The 17533-nt window shown below is 72.2% G+C and carries 13 protein-coding genes and 1 tRNA gene; 6 read left to right on the forward strand and 8 right to left on the reverse strand.

The window, feature by feature from the left end; all coding sequences use genetic code 11:
• Positions 1–9: 9 nt before the first annotated feature.
• The gene (locus tag G448_RS15915) at positions 10–1524 is read right to left on the reverse strand and encodes an MFS transporter (RefSeq protein ID WP_034494890.1); all 1515 of its coding nucleotides are present in this window, start codon (positions 1522–1524) and stop codon (positions 10–12) included.
• 81 nt (positions 1525–1605) lie between these two features.
• Here G448_RS15915 and G448_RS0108790 point away from each other — a divergent pair, with 81 nt between their 5' ends.
• Positions 1606–2187 (forward strand): GNAT family N-acetyltransferase, encoded by a 582-nt coding sequence (locus G448_RS0108790; RefSeq protein ID WP_026407682.1) that lies wholly within the window; start codon positions 1606–1608, stop codon positions 2185–2187.
• A gap of 323 nt (positions 2188–2510) precedes the next feature.
• Here G448_RS0108790 and G448_RS15920 read toward each other — a convergent pair whose 3' ends face one another.
• Together G448_RS15920 and G448_RS19235 are read right to left on the reverse strand one after the other, a co-directional pair.
• Complete coding sequence (locus G448_RS15920) at positions 2511–2945, reverse strand: helix-turn-helix domain-containing protein (RefSeq protein ID WP_169720843.1); 435 nt, start codon at positions 2943–2945, stop codon at positions 2511–2513.
• 37 nt (positions 2946–2982) lie between these two features.
• Positions 2983–3357 (reverse strand): helix-turn-helix domain-containing protein, encoded by a 375-nt coding sequence (locus tag G448_RS19235; RefSeq protein WP_084436571.1) that lies wholly within the window; start codon positions 3355–3357, stop codon positions 2983–2985.
• A gap of 50 nt (positions 3358–3407) precedes the next feature.
• Here G448_RS19235 and G448_RS19000 point away from each other — a divergent pair, with 50 nt between their 5' ends.
• Complete coding sequence (locus G448_RS19000) at positions 3408–3701, forward strand: helix-turn-helix domain-containing protein (RefSeq protein ID WP_281170947.1); 294 nt, start codon at positions 3408–3410, stop codon at positions 3699–3701.
• Here G448_RS19000 and G448_RS0108805 read toward each other — a convergent pair.
• Together G448_RS0108805 and G448_RS0108810 are read right to left on the reverse strand one after the other, a co-directional pair.
• Positions 3658–3734, reverse strand: a tRNA-Met gene (locus tag G448_RS0108805). The two genes, G448_RS19000 and G448_RS0108805, sit on opposite strands and share 44 nt — an antisense overlap.
• A 79-nt stretch (positions 3735–3813) precedes the next feature.
• Positions 3814–7233 (reverse strand): UPF0182 family membrane protein, encoded by a 3420-nt coding sequence (locus G448_RS0108810; RefSeq protein ID WP_026407684.1) that lies wholly within the window; start codon positions 7231–7233, stop codon positions 3814–3816.
• Between the two features lie 228 nt (positions 7234–7461).
• Here G448_RS0108810 and G448_RS0108820 point away from each other — a divergent pair, with 228 nt between their 5' ends.
• Entirely contained in the window at positions 7462–8064 is a 603-nt protein-coding gene (locus G448_RS0108820) for a PPA1309 family protein (protein ID WP_026407685.1), read from the forward strand.
• Positions 8065–8112: 48 nt separating this feature from the next.
• On the opposite strand, the gene G448_RS0108825 is transcribed toward G448_RS0108820, so the two are convergent.
• Positions 8113–9561: a zinc-dependent metalloprotease gene (locus G448_RS0108825; RefSeq protein WP_026407686.1), complete on the reverse strand. Its 1449-nt coding sequence runs from the start codon at positions 9559–9561 to the stop codon at positions 8113–8115.
• A 241-nt stretch (positions 9562–9802) separates the two neighbouring features.
• Here G448_RS0108825 and G448_RS0108830 point away from each other — a divergent pair, with 241 nt between their 5' ends.
• Together G448_RS0108830 and G448_RS15930 are read left to right on the forward strand one after the other, a co-directional pair.
• On the forward strand, positions 9803–11053 hold the full coding sequence (locus G448_RS0108830) for a YlbL family protein (protein ID WP_026407687.1): 1251 nt from the start codon (positions 9803–9805) through the stop codon (positions 11051–11053).
• Positions 11054–11347: 294 nt separating this feature from the next.
• Positions 11348–12334 (forward strand): hypothetical protein, encoded by a 987-nt coding sequence (locus G448_RS15930; RefSeq protein WP_051268823.1) that lies wholly within the window; start codon positions 11348–11350, stop codon positions 12332–12334.
• 75 nt (positions 12335–12409) lie between these two features.
• On the opposite strand, the gene G448_RS15935 is transcribed toward G448_RS15930, so the two are convergent.
• On the reverse strand, positions 12410–14584 hold the full coding sequence (locus tag G448_RS15935) for an ATP-dependent helicase (RefSeq protein ID WP_051268825.1): 2175 nt from the start codon (positions 14582–14584) through the stop codon (positions 12410–12412).
• Positions 14585–14724: 140 nt separating this feature from the next.
• The gene (nudC, locus tag G448_RS0108845) at positions 14725–15963 is read right to left on the reverse strand and encodes an NAD(+) diphosphatase (RefSeq protein WP_084436575.1); all 1239 of its coding nucleotides are present in this window, start codon (positions 15961–15963) and stop codon (positions 14725–14727) included.
• A 143-nt stretch (positions 15964–16106) separates the two neighbouring features.
• Between nudC and G448_RS0108850 the strand changes: the two genes are divergently transcribed.
• Positions 16107–17333, forward strand: a complete 1227-nt coding sequence (locus G448_RS0108850) for a cysteine desulfurase family protein (RefSeq protein ID WP_026407689.1) — start codon at positions 16107–16109, stop codon at positions 17331–17333.
• The last annotated feature ends 200 nt before the right edge of the window (positions 17334–17533 follow it).

Below are 17533 nucleotides of genomic sequence, written 5' to 3' on the forward strand. Positions count from 1 at the left end.
ACCACGATTCTAGGACCGGCGCACGCGTCGCGAGACCGCGGCCAGGGCCGCGATGACGGCCACGACGCCGCTGGTCACAGCGCAGATCGCCAGCACGCAGTCCATGGCGTGCACGTAGGCACGATCGGCCTGGTCCGCCACCGCCACGGCCCACCCCGCGGGCAACCGGGAGGCGACCAGGTGCGCGGATGAGACCGTGTCGGAGACCGCCTGGACCACCTGGTCGGGCAGGCCCGCGGGCAGCGAGGACAGACCCCGCGTGTAGACGGTCCCCGACACGCTGCCCAGCGCCGCGATACCCAGGACGGAACCGAACTGGCGCACCGTGTTCAGCAGCGCGGCTCCCGAGCCCTCCGCCTCGGCCGGCACCGCGTCCATCGCCGTGGCGATCCCGAAGGACTGCGCCAGCCCCAGCCCCACACCGGCCATCACCAGACCCCGCACCAGCACCCGGGCGCCATCGCCCAGAGCCGTGCGAGCCGCCAGCGCCAACCCGGCCGCGACCAGCCCCAGCGCCACCGGCATCACCCAGGCGTGAGCCCCCGGACGACGAAGCAGGCTCGACGCGGCTAGCGAGCCCACCACCGCGGAGGCCGCCAGGGGCATCAGCAGCATCCCCCCGCGCACCGCCGAGTTGCCCAGCACCGTCTGCAGGTAGCTGGGGGCCACGAACAGGATCCCGAAGAGCACGAAGTTGACCAGCATCAACTCCACCGAGCGCGTCCGGAAACGCCTCACGCCCAGCAGCCACAGGTCCGTCAGCGTGTCCAGACGGTGCAGGTCCAGCGCCGCGTAGATGGCCAGCACCCCCACCCCGGCCACGATCGGCGCCCACGTGGACACCCGCGTCCAGGAGTGCTCGGCGTTGATCAGCCCCCACGTGATCAGCGAGAACCCCGCCGCCGAGGTGACCACCTGCGCCCACGGCAGGCCCCGACCGTCGCGCTGCGAGCGTGAGCCGGCTGGCACTAGCGTCAGGCAGCACGCCAGCACCACGCACGCCGCCACCGCGTCCAGGGTGAACATCGATCGCCAACCGTGCGCGTCGATCATCATCCCGCCCACCAGCGGGCCCAACGGCGCCCCCAGCGCTCCGGCCGCCGTCCACACCCCCGTCGCCAGGCCCCGCTGCTCGGCAGGGAACATCCGCGGGATCAGCGCCAGCGACATCGGCGTGAACACGCTGGCCCCCACCCCCATGAGGACCCGGGCCATCATCAACCAGCCCACCGACCCCGACGTCGCCCCGACCAGGGCTCCGGCCCCGAACACGACCGCCCCGGCCACTAGTGTGCTGCGGTGCCCCAGACGGTCCCCCACCGCCCCGCCTGGCAGCAGCACCGCCAGGAACGCCAGGTTGTAGGACGACACGATCCACTCCAGCTGACTCGTGCCCGCCCCCAACGAGGTCGACAGGTCGGGCAGCGCGACGTTGATCATCGTCGTGTTCATGAACAGCATGACCATCCCCAGGCATAGGGCCCCCAGGCCCCACCACGGACGGTGTATGGTGCGGACTCGCATGTGGTAGACACTATCACTTGCGATATGTGCTCACTTCGTGGGCGGTATCCCTCCGGCCACGACCGTCCCTAGGAGAGCGTCATGCGCCGACCCGTCTCGGTACGCGTCCTCCGTTCCGGACACCTTCCCGAGCCCCTGGCCCGCCAACTGCTGGCGCTGACCAGGCGGTGTGACGGGGACTTCGTCCCGCTCTGTCCTGGCGCCACCGGCTCGGTCAGGAGCTCCGCGACCTCGGCCCTCAGGCCGGGGCGAACGTCGAGAAGTTACGTCGACTCCCTGCTCGAGCTGGCCCACCTCGTCGTCCTGGTGCAGGACGAGCGCCTGGTGGGCTACTGCGCCTACTACTGGCCCTGGATGTGGAGGGGGACCGAGCACGTCTACGTCTCCACCGCGGTGGTCGCCCCCAGTCACCGAGGCAGGGGGCTGAGCACGCGCACGGGGCGCCGGGTCGTGGCTCGCGCCCTTCGCCGCCGCGTGCCCCTGCTGGCCAAGACCTGGTCGACGAACCAGGCGTCCATGGGCGCCCTGGCCCGCTGGGGCAGGGTCGATAAGATCGTGCGCGACGAGCGCGGCGCAGGCATCGACACCGTCTACTGGCGCCTGGACACCTCTGGCCCCCTGGCTGCCCTGGGTGTCATTCTCGCCAATGCCCGCACCGCCTAACGTGCCCCGCCACTTCAGGGAGACTCCCCGACATCCCTTTCGCCCGGATGGATACGTCGCGGCCGTGCACGCCCATACGCATGCAACTGATCTTGTGGTCGACCAGGCCATTTCCACCCTCATAAGGGCTCCTGGGCGCGTTGGGTGAGCCATAGCCGGCCGCAGCTACCACACTCCAGCACCTCGCACTGACGAGGGGGCGGCGCCTAGGCAGCCCCGGCAGCGCGGCCAGGGCATGTGAGCGGTCAGCGAGCCCACGGACCCCGTCGCACCGTCTGGCCGCAGGCATTGCCGTCGCCCCGGCGCGCCAGACTTGACCATCATCACTCGCTAGAGGCAGCCCGTACCCAAGGAGAACAGGAGATGACCGCCCCCGGGGGTGCCCCTATGTGGTGTGTCGAGCGGCGGCGGGTATCGGAGTTACCCACAGGCGCGTTGTCCACGGGCTCCCCGCAATCGGCCAATTTGGCCGGTTGCCGGGATTCCGAGGAAAACCCGACATTGAGCCAGTAGACGTTGGAGCGGCGCCCCGAGGTCGATGAGCGCACCTCGACGGTCAGGAGGCCGAGCTCGGATAGGGAGTTGATGTGACGGCGCACCATCCGCTCTCCCATGCTCGTGCGGGCAGCGATCACCTGCTGCGAGGGCCAGCAGTAGTTCTCATCGTCGGCCTGATCCGCTAGAGCCAGCAGCACCAGCGTCTCCGACGGCCCCAGATCCTCGAGCTCCCACACCCAATTCGACGCCCTCGTACTCACGACCCATTCCCCATGGACGCGGCCACGACCAGCCCCCTCACCACGACAACACCCCTTGACCCGGAAGCTCCCCCACCCGCTCATGGCCTCCCGACCGACCCCCAGCAGGCGCCACCTCGGGCGTCAGCAGAGCCTCAATGTCCTCCCGACGAAAGTACTTACGGCCCCGGCGCCCGCTCGGCATCTCAACGAAGGGCAAGCGTCCTTGCTTCGCCCATCTGAGAACCGTCTGCGCGCTGGTGTCAGGGAGCATCGACGCAACTTCTGACGCACTCAGCAAGTCCTGGCGATCAACAAATCTCTTGACGGTCATGAGTGAAACGTATATCTTGGAGTTCGTCATGTCCAGCATCATCCGTTGACAATCTTGATGCTTCATGATTGAGTTGAGCCATGACGAAGCGCAAGACATCGATCGGCCTCAGTCCAGACCAAGCCATCGGCATGACCATCAATCAGGTGATGTTCACGCAGGGAGTCACACGAGCCGCACTCGCACGCAGGATCGGCGTGTCGAGCTCATCGGTGTCGATGAAACTGCGAGGCCAGGTTGGCTGGAGCCTGGAGGACATCCTCGACACCGCTGCGGCCCTTGGGCTCGAGGTCTCCGAGATTCTTCCGACCCGCGCCGCGGATGGCTCGTGGGTGCCGGCGGCGTACGTGCCGGGAGCGCAGAAATCCCCGGCACCCGCTGGTGCCGGGGACTCCGGGTTGGTAGCGGGGGCAGGATTCGAACCTGCGACCTCCGGGTTATGAGCCCGGCGAGCTACCGAACTGCTCCACCCCGCGGCGACGCCAAGAAGACTAGTCGCCGCGTCCCTGGAACTCAATCCACCGCTACGTGCCCTTGCTCACCCGTCCCGCCTGGTCAGCCCAGCTTCTTCTGGGCCTCGACCGCTCGGTTGAGGGCGTTATTGAGCCTGGTCTGAGCCTCGCCGTACGCCGTCCAGTCCCCGGACTGCATCGCCTTGTTGGAGTCGTCCATGGCGGTCTTCGCGTCCGCGAGCGCCGCGTTGAGGTCCGTCTGGGGGTCGCCGCTGGACGACGCCGGGGCGCTCCCGCTCGCAGAGGCGGAGGTCGAGGGCTGCGCACTCGCCGACGGCGCCTGCGCACCGGGAGACCTGGTCGCGGTCGGATCCGCCGAGGGCGCCGCCGACGGCTGACCGGAGGCGTCCGTGGACGAGGACGTGTCATTGGCCGCGGCGGAGTCGCCGTCGACGACCTCCTGACCCGTCGTCGCCCCCGAGTCCCCTCCGAAGACCTGATCGAGAGCCTCCTGCAGCGTGTCGGCGAAGCCGATCTTGTCGCCGAAGGAGACCAGCACCTTGCGCAGCAGCGGGTACTGCGTCCCGGAGGAGGACTGGACGTAGACGGGTTGGACGTAGAGCAGACCACCGCCCACCGGCAATGTCAGCAGGTTGCCCTTGATGACCTGCGAGCCCTGCTGGCTCAGCAGGTTGAGGACCTGGCTGGCGGTTCCGTCGGAGTTGAAGTTGTTCTGCACCTGCCCCGGGCCGGACACGTTGGAGGACCGCGGCAGCTCCAGGAGCCGCAGCTTGCCGTAGTCGGGGTTCCTCACCCCCGGCTCGCCACTGGCCGTCTCGGAGTCCACGGCCAGGAATCCGGTGAGCACATTGCGATCGGTGTTGCCGCCGATGATGTAGACGCTGGACAGGGAGAAGGACGCCTGCTCCTGGTCCGGCATCTTGAGGGTCAGGTAGTAGGGGGCCTGCGCCGAGTCGCCCTCCTTCGTGGGGTCGTCGGGGACCTTCCAGAAGTCACCGCCCGAGTAGAAGTCCTCGGGATCCGTGACGTGGTACTTGGACATCACCGTGCGCTGGACCTTGAACAGGTCCTCCGGGTAGCGCATGTGGGCCATGAGGTCGGCACTCATATCGCTCATGGGCTTGACGGTGCCCGGGAAGACTGACTGCCAGGCGTCGAGGAGCGGGTCCTGCTCGTCCCACTCGTAGAGCTTGACGCTGCCGTCGTAGGCATCGACGACCGCCTTGACGGAGTTGCGCACGTAGTTGGACTCCTTCGGCGCGCCGAGCAGGGAGGCCTGCCCCGTCGTCGCGTCGCTCATGGAGTCCTCCAGGGACTCGTGCTGGGAGTAGGGGTAGTTGTTGGTCGTGGTGTAGCCGTCGAGGATCCACACGACCCGCTTGGGCGTGCTCGGGTCGTCGTCGTCATCGACCACCGCCGGGTAGGGGTTGCCGTCCAGGGTCAGCCACGGAGCGACCTTGGCGACGCGCTTGGCCGGGTCGCGGTCGTAGAGGATCTGCGAGCCGGGGCGGACCTCCTGGGAGAACAGGATATTCATCTCGGCGAACTTCGTGGCGTACAGGAGCCTGTTGAACGGGTTGGAGACGCTCGGGCCCCCGCTGCCCGTGAAGGTCGTGTTGACCTGGCCGGAGGCGGCCGTGTCGTCGGGGTAGTCGAGCTCGCGCGGGTTGCCGCCGTCGTCGCCGCCCACGATCGAGTAGGACGGCGTGGACTTGCCGAAGTAGATGCGGGGCTCGTAGTCGCCCAGCTCGCCCTCCGAGGGGATGCCGCCCTCCCAGAAGGCGGGCGAGCCGTCGGAGCTGGCCGTGTTGCCGTAGGCGGTGACCACGCCGTAGCCGTGGGTGTAGACGGTGTGGTCGTTGATCCATGTGCGCTGCCCGGCGTCCAAGCCCTCCTGGCTCATCTCGCGCACCGCGATGACCGTGTCGCGGGACTCGCCCGAGACCCCGTACCGGTCGACGTTGAGCTGGGAGTCGAAGGAGTAGTACTGCTTGTTCTGCTGACGCTGCTTGAACGCCGGGGAGACGAGGTTCGGGTCCAGCAGGCGGATCGAGGTCGTCGCCTCGGCGTCGTCCATGAGCTGCCCCGCCTCGGCGGTGGTCTTGGCGTCGTAGGCCTGGGCGTCGACATCGCCCAGGCCGTAGGCGCTCAGCGTGGCCCTGATGTTGCGGTCGATGTACTGGGCCTCCTCGCGCTGCGCGTTGGGGTCCACGACGAACTTCTGGATGACCACCGGGTAGGCGACGCCCACGAGCAGAGCCGAGATGACCATGACCACCACGCCCGTGACGGGGAGTCGCCAGGAACTGGTGCGCGCCGAGGCGATGAACATGACGGCCACGACCACGCTGATCGCGGCCAGGATCGCCTGGGCCGGGATGGAGGCGTGGACGTCGGTGTAGCCGGCGCCGTCGAACTTCGCGTTCGAGGCGTACAGGGAGGAGTAGCGGCTCAGCCAGTAGCCCGCGCCGTGGAGCAATGAGAACAGGGCGAGGAGGACGGTCAGGTGGAGTCGCGCGGACCGCGTGAAGTGAGGCGTGCGCGCGATCGAGATCCCGCCGTACAGGTAGTGGACGACGACGCTGGCGATCCCCGCGAAGACCACGACGCGCGACAGGAAGGACATCACGGTCTCCAGCACCGGCAGGATGAACACGTAGAAGGACATGTCCAGGCCGAACTGCGGGTCGGTGGTGCCGAAGGAGTGGGAGTGGATGGCCAGCAGCGCCTCCTTCCAGTGAGGCGCGAACTCCCATGCCGAGCTCAGCAGCGCCAGTACCGCGGGCACGATCCAGGTCAGCGAGCGGCGCATGGGCTCCACCGCGGTGCGGTAGGCCTCGAGATTGCGGGCCGCCTCGTCGTGCGGAAGGCTGATCTCGCGCGAGCGGTAGGCCCTGGTCATGGCGGCGAACACGGCGCCGAACATGATGAGGAAGCCGACGACGAACATGATGCCGGAGGCGATCCACTGGGTCCACACCACGCGTGCGAAGCCGAGCTGGTTGAACCAGAGCACCTCGGTCCAGGTGCGCGACAGGAAGATGATGATCGCCGCCAGCACGGCGAGAATCCCCAGCGTCCAGGCCAGTGGGCCCGGGCGACGCGAGCCTCCCGAGTCTCCGGCAGCGGGTCGAGAGGGGCGCCGGGGCCGTCCCGAACCGGCCGAGCCCCTTCGATCGGGACCGCGTCCGCCGCTTCCATCGCGTCCCGGGCGTCGTGCGCCGAAGGGGGCGGATCCGCCGAAGAGGATGGACGCCGGATCGAAGCCGCTCGACGGGCCCCCGCCATCCTGATCGGGGGTCTCGTCGGGCGCCGCGTCCGCGGGGGAGTGCCCGGACGAGGCTCCCGTGGCTCCGCCGCGGGAGTCCCTGCCGGAGGCACTGGCCTCATCCGACTGGAAGAAGCCGCCACTGACGCGATCCTCCCGGCTGGACGGGGAGGACTCGTCGGGCGCAGGGCGCTCGGGCTTGTCGTCGGAATCGTCGTCGGGCCTGGTGCTCACGGTCACGCTCCGTGTCGTTCGAGGTGCGCGCGCACGCGCGCAGATGGACTCCGACGCCGCGGGCGCCGGACACGACCATCGTCCCACAGGTCGCGCCGAGCCCACAAAACCCGTTCCGGACTCGCCTCATGAGCCGTCATGACCCGCTGCGCGCGGGGGCGCGGGCGGCCCGAGCCGAGTCCGACGACGGCGTCGACGCCGCGGAGCGGAGTGCCTAGTGTCACGGGTATGACTGATACGACTGATACGACCGGGAGCTCGCCCGACCACCGACCAGGCTCGGGGCTCGGCTCTCCGCGCCGGACGGCCCTGGCCCGCGCCGTCATCGAGCTCGAGGAGCACGCCGCCCAGCGCGGCTGGGACGCTCCCGTCGGGATCTTCGCTCTGGTGCGCACCGCTGCCGCCCTGGAGCAGGATCCCGCGCTGGCCGAGGTGCTCGACGACGCGGCGCTGGCCGAGGCGCGGCACGACCCGCAGGCCCTGACCATGATCGAGCAGGAGAACCTGCCCGCCGCCGCGGATCTGGAGGATCTGCTGGCGCAGATCGCCTGGCCGTCCACCGTCGACGGCACGGCGCTCGTCGTGGAGCGCGTGGTGCTGCCGGCCGAGGCGGAGCAGGAGGCGGCCGCGATCCAGGACCCGCAGGAGCGCCTGGGCTTCCTGAGCGAGAGGCCCGACCGCGAGGACGTGCGGATGGTGGTCGGGGTACTGCGCACCGGCGAGTCCTGGTGCGCGGTCCGGTCCCGGTCGCGGGACTCGTCCGACCAGGTGATGAACGGCGAGACGCTCGTGCCGGGGCTGGTCGAGGCCCTGAGCTCGACTCTCGTCTGAACCGATCTCGGCGCGGAACCGGACCGATCTCGGCGAAAGGGGGCGGGGTCAGCCGTCGAGGCCGTCGGGCCGGTTCTCGTCGGCGTCGCGAGCGCCGTCGGCGTAGCCCAGCGTGCCGTCCAGGAGCGAGGCGAGATCCGCGTCCACCTCGGCGTCCATGTCCTGCGCCGCCCGACGCATGGTCAGGAAGTCCTCGGGACTGGCCAGCTCGGAGGCCGTCGGCATGACATCGGGGTGCTCCCAGAACGCGTCGCGCTCGCCGTCGCCGACCTCGGCGCCCAGCAGCTCCCACAGGCGCGCGGCCTCCCGCACGCGGCGGGGGCGGAACTCCAGGCCGATGAGCTGGGCGAAGACCTTCTCAGCGGGGCCGCCCTGAATCCGACGGCGGCGCACCATCTCGCGCAGCGGTATCGCGTGCGGCAGATGGGGCGCGGTGGCCTGCGCCGTGACGACCTCGACCCAGCCCTCGACGAGCGCCAGCAGCGTCTCCAGCGTCTCCAGCGCCTCGACCTGGGCGGGGGTCTCCTGCGGGGCGAACACCCCCGCCTCCAGGGCCGAGCGGATCGCCTCGGGGTCGGAGGGATCGACCTGCGCCACGGCATCCTCGATGGCGCCGGTGTCGACCCGTATCTCGCGCGCGTAGGCCTCGACAGCGCCCAGCAGCTGGCCGCGCAACCACGGCACACGGGCGTACAGGCGTGAGGCGGCGGCCTCTCGCACCGCCATGAACATGCGCACCTGCTCGGCATCGACGTCCAGGCCCTCGGCGAAGGCCGTCACGTTGGCGGGCACGAGCGCGGTGCCGGGCTCCCGCCTCAGCGGCAGCCCGACGTCGGTGGCGGCGACGGCCTGACCGGCGAGCTCGCCGACGGCGTGCCCGACCTGGAGGCCGAACGCGGTGCCCGCCATCGATCGCATGATCTGGGTCAGGGCGCCGACCTGGCGAGCGGCGTCCCCCGGCTCGGAGTCGGAGTCCGACAGGGATGACTGCAACGCCTCGGTCTGACTCTCCAGGGCCGAGGCGAGGGCGGCGGTGGCGGCGTCGGCCACCGGAGCGCACACGTCCCTCCACACCGGCAGGGTCTGCTCGACCCACTCCGAACGGGACCAGGCCTCGCGCGGCCCGGGCGCCGGCATGAAGTCCGTAGCGGTGTCCAGCCACAGGTCGGCCACCCGCAGCGCCTGGCGGGTCGCCTCGGCCTCGCCGGCCGTGATGGCCGGGTCGCCGGACTTGCCCGCCTCCTGAAGGGCGAGACCGCGCCCCATGGTCCAGTTGACCGGGCCGTCCTGGGCACTGGCCATCATCTGCTGCATCTGGGCGCGCATGGCCATCATCTGCCCCGGGGTGATCCGGGAGGGGTCCACGCCGCTCATCCGGACGAACTGGGCGGGATCGACGCCGGATGAGCGCAGGGCCGCAACGGCGTCGCCGGCGACGTCGGCGCCGAAGAGAGCCGAGAGCATCTGCTCGATGTCGTCGAAGGGGTCCTCACTCATGGGGTTCCTCTCGGTGGTGCGGACGTTGGGCCGGCTGCACGGCCAGGGGCCACGCAGATGCAACACCGCCAGCGTGCCACCCATTCCTGTGCGCGAGCCGTGAGCGGTCTCGACGGGGCCCCGCCCGCACGGGCCCGTACGGATCGCGGGACCCGTGCGGGAGGACGTGGCGATGGCGACACCGGCCCCCCATGAGCCGGCGGTGAAGACCTGGAAGCCTTTCAGGACGCATGATGGGGGCGTGACGCATGAAGAGCACCACGAGACGCAGTCCTCCGCCGACGCGGTCGAGCCGGACCGGGAGCCCGATCCGGGACCGGGGCCGACCGTCGAGTCCGGCCTCGGCGCCGCTCCCCGTCCGGGCGCGGGCGGCCGTCGCTTCCGGCCCGGGCGGCTCGTGGTCGGGATCGGCTCCGTGCTGCTCGCGGTGGGCATCATCGTCGCGGGGGCGGTCGTGCCGGTCAACAAGGTCATCGAGGCGCCGGGCCGGACCTGGAACGTCCTGGCCGGCGCCTCCGACGACGACCAGGCCCAGGACGTCATCACCGTCACCGGCGCGCAGACGTACCCCGCCGGAGGGGCGCTGCGCATGACGACCGTGTCGGTCTCGGGGTGCCCCGGCTACCCGGTGACGTTCTTCGACGTGGTGGGGGCCTGGCTCTCGCCCGACAAGACGATCCTGGATCGCGAGCAGGTGTGCCCGTCGTCGTTGACCGAGCAGGACGTCGAGCAGGTCAACCAGGCTCAGATGACCGGCTCGCAGAACACCGCGGTGGTCGCCGCGCTCATGGAGACCGGGATGGCGACCCGCATGGTTCTCACCATCGAGGGCGCCGAGTCCCCCCAGACCGACGAGGCGATCCGGAAGGGCGATGTCCTGACCTCGATCACCCCGGCCGGAGGGCGGACGATCCCGGTCACCACGTACGCCGAGCTGCGCGAGCTGATGACGACCATCCCCGTGGGCACGAGCGTGGACCTGGGCGTCGAGCGCGACGGGGAGCCGATGACCATCACGCTCACCACGATCGCTCCCGCCGACGCCGACTCCGATGGCTCCCCGGACTCCGACGGCTCGCTGCTGGGCGTGTACCTGTCGGCCAAGGCGGACTCCGACGTTCAGGCGACCTTCGGGCTGTCCGACGTCGGAGGCCCCAGCGCCGGCGCCATGTTCGCCCTGGGGATCATCGACGAGCTCACCCCCGGCGACCTGACCGGCGGGAAGGACATCGCCGGGACCGGGACGATCGCCCTCGACGGAGCCGTGGGACCCATCGGCGGCATCGCTCAGAAGATGGCCGGCGCCAGGGCCGACGGCTCGGGGTACTTCCTGGCGCCGGCCTCCAACTGCGGGGAGGTTGTCGGGCACGTCCCCGACGGCATGGAGGTCTACGCGGTCTCCACGCTGCATGAGGCCGTCACCACGGTCGAGGCCATCGCCGCCGGGGACGCCTCGGGGGCGTCCACCTGCGAGACGGTGCTGGCCCGCTGACCCTCGATGCGCGCTCGAGGCGCGCTCGAGGCGCGCTGCCGAGGGAGAACCGTGACGCCGACGGCTCCGCCACCCGGTCGGCGCCGCCGCGCACCCGACTGACGCCGCCTCGAGCACGGACGGCGCCCCGGCCGGGACCCGCTCCGGAGGGGCATGGAGCCCCCTGCCGCCCGCAGTTTGTCCACAGGGGGACCGATCCGTGGCGCGTCGAGGCGGCGTCGTGCCACTCTGCGTCCGAGCGCCCGTGGCGACCCGTCCCGCCGTCCCTCGAACCGGGCGCCGTCTGGAGCGATCATGCGAGTCAGAGGTCAGTCCCCCGTCCTGTGGCGGTGCGCCGGCCAGTCGCAGGTGGGCGCCGAAGCGGGCCACGCCGTCGTCGTCGACGGGCTGAGCCCGCAGGAGCAGCAGTTCCTCGACCGTCTGCCGGCGACCCTGTCGCCCGGCGACGTCTACCGGGTGGCGCGGTGGAGCGAGGTGCCCGTCGCCCGGGCCCGCCAGATCCTGTCCGTTCTCGACGAGGCCGGCGTCCTGACTCGCGACGTCCCGACGCCGAGCGGCGACGACGAGGTGTACTGGGAGCGTCTGGCCCACAACCCGCGTGCGCGTGCGCGGGCGCTGCGCCGCGCAGTGGTGGGCATCAGCGGAGGCGGTCGGCTCGCCCGCGAGCTCGTCTCCCTGCTCGCCGAGGCGGGCGTGGGCACGCTGCTGCCAGAGGACGAGGAGCTGACCGCCTGGGCGGGTGCGCTCGACCCGCCGGTGCGCATCCGGATGCCCCTGGGAACGCGTCCTCACCTGGTCGTCACCGTCGAGGGCCACCTCGTCGAGCCGCGGCGGGCCCGGGGCCTGTCCGTGGCCGGGATCGCCCACCTGCCGGTGGTCGTGAGAGAGGTGAGCGTGCGGGTGGGACCGCTCCTGGCGCCCGGGCGCCCGCCCTGCGCCACCTGTCTGGACCTGTGGGAGCGCGACGCGGACCCGCAGTGGCCTGCGGTGGCGACCCAGCTGCGCCTCCTGGACCCGCCGCGGAGCGAGGCGCTGCTGGTGCACCAGGCGGCGGCGCTGGCGGCGCGCGCGATCACGGATGCGCTGACGGGACGGGAACGGTGGTGGTCCGGGCGCAGCGTCGAGGTCTCGGGAGCGGAGGCCATGGGCGTGGAGCGGCTCTGGCACCCTCATCCCGAGTGCCTGTGCGGCGTCCTGGACACGGCGCCCGGGCCCGGGGCCTCCTCGGGGCCGGGGGCGGGCGCGGCGGCGGTCGATGACGCCGCGCCGGGAGCACCGTAGGCGCCGGGAGCACCGTAGAAGTCAGCGGCCCGGGGCGGGCCTCCGGAGGAGCGCCGCGCGCACCGTCCGTCGCGCTCAGCCCCGGCCCGCGGAGCCCCTCTCGCCCGGGCCGTCGCGCCCGTCCGCCCCGCCCCGGAACTCCCGCACCACGCGGAGCACATCCGCCCCGTACTCCTTGAGCTTGACCGCGCCGACTCCGTGGATGAGGGAGAGTTGCGGCAGCCTGCCGGGCTTGACCACGGCGATGGAGCGCAGGGTCGTGTCGGCGAAGACCGTGTAGGCGGGCTTCGAGCGCTCCTTGGCGACTCCGGCTCGCCAGGCCCGCAGCGCCTCGAACAGGGCGATGGTGGCGGGATCGTTGTCCGCCTCGAACTCGGCCGCGGCCTGCTTGGCGCGCTCCCTGGGGGAACGGGGGGGCCGGGAGGAGGCGCCCCGGCCGCCTCGCCGATCCGGGTCGTCGGTGGGCCAGATGCCGTCCAGGAAGCGCGAGGGCCTGCGCGAGGCGCGGCCGCCGGGGTTGCGCGCGCGGGCGCAGGAGACGACCAGGTGCTCGCGGGCGCGGGTCACGCCCACGTACAGCAGTCGCCGCTCCTCCTCGATCGCGGCCGGGCCCTCGGCCAGGGAGATCGGCAGCAGGCCCTCGCTGGCGCCCACGAGCAGGACGGCGTCCCACTCCAGGCCCTTGGCGGCGTGCAGGGAGGACAGGGTGACTCCCTCGACCGTCGGGGCGTTCTGGGCGGCGGCGCGCTCACCGAGCTCGGCGACCAGCCCATCCAGGTCAGCACCGCGCTTGGCGCCGAGCTCGTCGGCCAGCTCGACGATCGCGTTCAGGGAGTCCCAGCGCTCGCGCACGGCGCCGCGGGGCGCCGGGGGCCGCTCGCTCCAGCCCTCCCGGCCGAGCACCATGCGGGTGTCCGCGCCGACGTCACCGGTGAGCTCGGCGCGCTCGGTGCGGGCGGCGGCGCGCAGCATGACGACGGCGCGCTTGACCTCGTCTCGCTCGAAGAATCGCTCCCCGCCGCGCACCAGGTAGCCGATGCCGGCGTCGGACAGGGCCTGCTCGATCGCCTCGGACTGGGAGTTGGTGCGGTACAGGACGGCGATCCCGCTGAGCGGGACACCGGCCGAGCGCAGTCGTCCGACGTGCTCGACCACGCCCGCGGCCTCGGCGACGTCGTCATCGTAGGACTCGAAGCGCACGGCGGGCCCGCTGGGGCGCTGGGCGACGAGCTCGACCGCGCCGGCGGGCAGGACCAGCGCCCCTCCCCCGCGGCGCGAGCGCGACAGGACCCGGTTGGCCAGGGAGACGACCTGCGGGGTGGAGCGGTAGTCGCGGCTCAGTCTGACCGTGCGGGCGCCCGCGTAGCGCGAGGCGAAGCCGGTCAGGAAGTCGGGGGTGGCGCCGGTGAAGGAGTAGATGGTCTGGGAGACGTCCCCGACAACGCACAGCTGGCGGCGCCTGCCCAGCCACAGGTCCAGCAGGCGCTGCTGGAGCGGCGAGACGTCCTGGTACTCGTCGACGACGAAGTGCTTGTACTGGCCGCGCACCTGGTCGGCGATGTCCTCGCGGTCCAGGAGGATGCCGACCATGAGGAGCAGCACGTCCTCGAAGTCGATGACTCCGCGCTCGGTCTTGGCCTCCTCGTAGGCGGCCAGCACCTGGGCGACGGTGGCGGGCTCCAGGCCTCCGGGCGGGTCGCGGCGCAGGGCGGCGGTCTGCTGGGCGTAGTCCTCGGGCAGGGTCATGGTGACCTTGGCCCACTCGACCTCCGCGGACAGGTCGCGGATGAGGGCGCGGTCGGTGGACAGGCCGAGGCGGTGGGCGGCGATGCCGACCAGACGCCCCTTGAACGTCTCGATCTCCGGCCGGCGCCCGCCGATCGCCGTGGGCCAGAAGTAGGTGAGCTGGCGCAGGGCGGCGGAGTGGAAGGTGCGGGCCTGGGCGCCGACGACCCCCAGGTCCGCCAGACGCGAGCGCATCTCGCCGGCGGCGCGGGCCGTGAAGGTGACGGCCAGGACCTGGGTGGGCTGGTAGGCGCCGACGGCGACCCCGTAGGCGATGCGGTAGGTGATGGCCCGGGTCTTGCCCGTGCCCGCGCCGGCGAGGACGCACAGGGCCCCCTCGAGGTGCTCGGCGACCTGGCGCTGATCGGGGTCCAGGGCGTCGAGCAGCGCAGCGGGACCGGGGAGCCCGGGGGCGCCGGGGCCCGGCCGGGTCCGCGCGGGAGGGCGTGGGGCGTGCTCGCTCATCACGGGTCAGCCTGCCATGGACCGCCGACGAGCATCGGTGTGTCGCACCGAGCCGCCGGCGGGCCGTCGACGAACCGGGTCACGACGTCGTTCACGGGCGCGCTGAGCGGCCGTCCTCCTCGGGGCCGTCCCGCCGAGGCTCATCGGATCGGCCCGCCGTACCAGTCCTCGATGAGCATGCGGGCGATCGACGTGGGTCCGGGCAGGACGACGGCACCGGTTCCCAGGGCATCGTCGAGCTCGGCGCGGGAGAGCACCAGGGCGTCGGTGACCTCCTCCCCGTCGGGGTGCGCCAGGTGCTCGCCCGGGGCGAGGCGGGCGCGGTATCCGAGCATGAGGGAGCGGGGGAAGGGCCAGGGCTGGGAGGCGACGAACTCGACCGTCTCCACGCGCAGCCCGGTCTCCTCGGCGACCTCGCGCACGACGGCGGCCTCGCCGGACTCCCCCGCCTCCACGAAGCCGGCGACCGTGGAGTAGCGCCCCGCGTCCCACCGGGCGCCGTGGACCAGGACGATGCGGTCGGCGTCGTCGGTGACGGCCATGATGACCGCCGGGTCCGCGCGGGGGAAGTCGGTGGCGCCGCAGGCGGTGCAGCGGCGCGTCCATCCGGCCTGCTCGGCCCGGGTGCGCCCGCCGCACGCGGTGCAGAAGCGCGCCCGAGCGTGCCAGGCGGCCAGGGCCACCGCGGGTGCGGCCAGTCCCGCGTCGTGGGCGCTCAGGCCATGGCCGACAGCGCGCAGTGCGGACAGCGGATAGCGCTCCAGGATGTCGGCCACCTCCTTGTGGACGAGGTCGGCCCCCTCGGCGTCGGTCGGATCCGTGGACGCATCGGGGATGACGACGCCCAGCCAGGGAGCGCCGGCGGCGTCACCGGTGCCGGTGCCGGTCTCGCGGCCGAGGTAGATGGTCATCAGGCCGGTCAGGGCGGCGAGAGCCGTGGGGGCCGTCGTAGCCGGCGGGGCCTCTCCGGTCCCCCGTGCGGTCGGGGCGGGCGGAGAGGGCGGGGGCAGCGGGGCCCCGCCGAGGTCGGCGATGGTCAGCGGGGCGAGGCGGGGGCGGGGCCCGGCGGGGCCGTCGGCCTCCCACACGTCGCGGTCCCGATCCGAGGGCGTGGGCGGGGTCAGGCCGTCGTCGGGCAGATCCGGGTGCACGGCGGGGACGTCCAGGGCGACGCGTCCGCGCGCGTCCACGACCACCAGGCGAGTGGCGGGGTCGGACGCGAGCTCGGCGAGCAGGCCGGGGTCGGCGCGGCGGGCCGCGTTGCGGTCGGTGGCGGAGCGGGACAGGGAGCGGCGGCCGTAGGCGTCCTCCTCGCCCCTCCCGAATGAGGCAACGGCATCGGCCGGCCGGGTTCGCGGTGCGCTTCGCGGTGTGCTCATTGCGCCAGCCTAGGCTCGGCACGCGCTCGGCGGACGAGGCGAACGGGAGGAACGGGGCGCTCGGATCCTCGGCATCGAGGTTCGAATGGGGTTCGAGTGCAGCGCGCGGGGACGAGGCCGTCGCTCGTCCCTACAGTCGACGCGTGAGCACGTCAGCAGCGCCCCGCGCCTATCTCGACCACGCCGCAACCGCCCCCGTGCGCCCGCAGGTGGCCGAGCAGGTGGCCGCGGACCTGCGCCGCCGGGCGACCGGGTGGGCGAACCCGGCCGCTCAGCACGCCTCGGGGCGGCGCGTCGGGGCGCTGCTGGCCGAGGCGCGCGCCCGCCTGGCCGCAGTGCTGGACGCCGACCCGCACGAGGTGATCTTCACGAGCGGGGGCACGGAGGCCGACGCCCTGGTCGTCACCGGCAGGGTCCTGGCGGCACGGGCCGACGGCGTGGGAACTCCCGCGATCATCACCTCCCCCGTCGAGCACCCCGCGGTCCTGGACTCGGCGCGCACCGCGGAGGCGCACCTGGGGGCCGAGCACGTCGAGGTCGAGGTCGACGACGCCGGACTGGTCGATCCGGAGAGCCTACGCGAGGCCGTCTCGGGGCGGCGAGCCGCGCTGGTGAGCGTCATGACGGCCAACAACGAGACCGGCGCCGTGCAGGACATCGGCGGGCTCGTGGAGATCGTGCGGGAGGCCACCGGGGTGCGCGGACCCGGCGAGCCGGGCTACGTGCCGGTGCACTCCGACGCCGTGGCAGCGCTGGGCAGGGTGCCGGTGCGCCTGCGCGCCCGGGGGCTGGACGCCATGACGGTCAGCGGTCACAAGATCGGGGCGCCCGTGGGCGTCGGGGCCCTCATCGCACGGCGCGACCTGACGCTGGTGTCGCCGACCGGGGGCGGGCGCCAGGAGCGCGGACTGCGCTCGGGGACGCAGGACGTGGTGGCGGCCCGGGCCCTGGCGCTGGCCGCCGAGCTGGCGGTGGGCGAGCAGGAAGCGGAGTCCCGGCGGCTCGAGGGCCTCAGGTCGCGCGTACTGGAGGGCGCCTGCGCGCTGACGGGGGTGCGCGCCACCCTGCCGCCCGGCACGGCCCACGTGCCGAGCACGGCGCACCTGCGGTTCGAGGGCGTGGACGCCGAGGCGCTGCTCATGGGCCTGGACCTCGCCGGCATCGACGTCTCGGCCGGATCGGCCTGCCATGCCGGGGTCACCGGACCCAGCCACGTCCTGCTGGCCATGGGCCTGGACGACGACGCCGCGCGCTCGACGCTGAGGTGCTCCATGGGGCCGGGCACCACCGCCGAGGACGTCGACCGGCTGCTCGCCGCCCTGCCCGCGGCACTCGAAACGGCGCGCCGCGCCGCCGGGGTGGGCGGGTGATGCGGGCGGGGGTGAATCGAGTTGAGACGAGAGCTCTGAAAGGTATACGCGAAACGCGGGGTCTTCCACCATGCGATGGTGGAAGACCCCGCATGCGCCTACCAGCACACTCAACCCATCCCCGCTTGCGCGGGGTGCACGCGACAGCCGACTACCACACAGGGTCATCCCCGCTGAGGCGCGAGGTCTACGACATCTGG

The sequence above is a fragment of the Actinomyces gerencseriae DSM 6844 genome, from assembly GCF_000429265.1.
Classification (GTDB): Bacteria; Actinomycetota; Actinomycetes; order Actinomycetales; family Actinomycetaceae; genus Actinomyces; species Actinomyces gerencseriae.

Excerpts from the sequence above, each read along its gene's own strand:
- G448_RS15915 (WP_034494890.1), bottom strand. The coding sequence starts at position 1,524 with ATGCGAGTCCGCACCATACACCGTCCGTGGTGGGGCCTGGGGGCCCTA.
- G448_RS0108790 (WP_026407682.1), top strand. The coding sequence starts at position 1,606 with ATGCGCCGACCCGTCTCGGTACGCGTCCTCCGTTCCGGACACCTTCCC.
- G448_RS19235 (WP_084436571.1), bottom strand. The coding sequence starts at position 3,357 with ATGTCTTGCGCTTCGTCATGGCTCAACTCAATCATGAAGCATCAAGAT.
- G448_RS19000 (WP_281170947.1), top strand. The coding sequence starts at position 3,408 with ATGTTCACGCAGGGAGTCACACGAGCCGCACTCGCACGCAGGATCGGC.
- G448_RS0108820 (WP_026407685.1), top strand. The coding sequence starts at position 7,462 with ATGACTGATACGACTGATACGACCGGGAGCTCGCCCGACCACCGACCA.
- G448_RS0108825 (WP_026407686.1), bottom strand. The coding sequence starts at position 9,561 with ATGAGTGAGGACCCCTTCGACGACATCGAGCAGATGCTCTCGGCTCTC.
- G448_RS15930 (WP_051268823.1), top strand. The coding sequence starts at position 11,348 with ATGCGAGTCAGAGGTCAGTCCCCCGTCCTGTGGCGGTGCGCCGGCCAG.
- G448_RS15935 (WP_051268825.1), bottom strand. The coding sequence starts at position 14,584 with ATGAGCGAGCACGCCCCACGCCCTCCCGCGCGGACCCGGCCGGGCCCC.
- nudC (WP_084436575.1), bottom strand. The coding sequence starts at position 15,963 with ATGAGCACACCGCGAAGCGCACCGCGAACCCGGCCGGCCGATGCCGTT.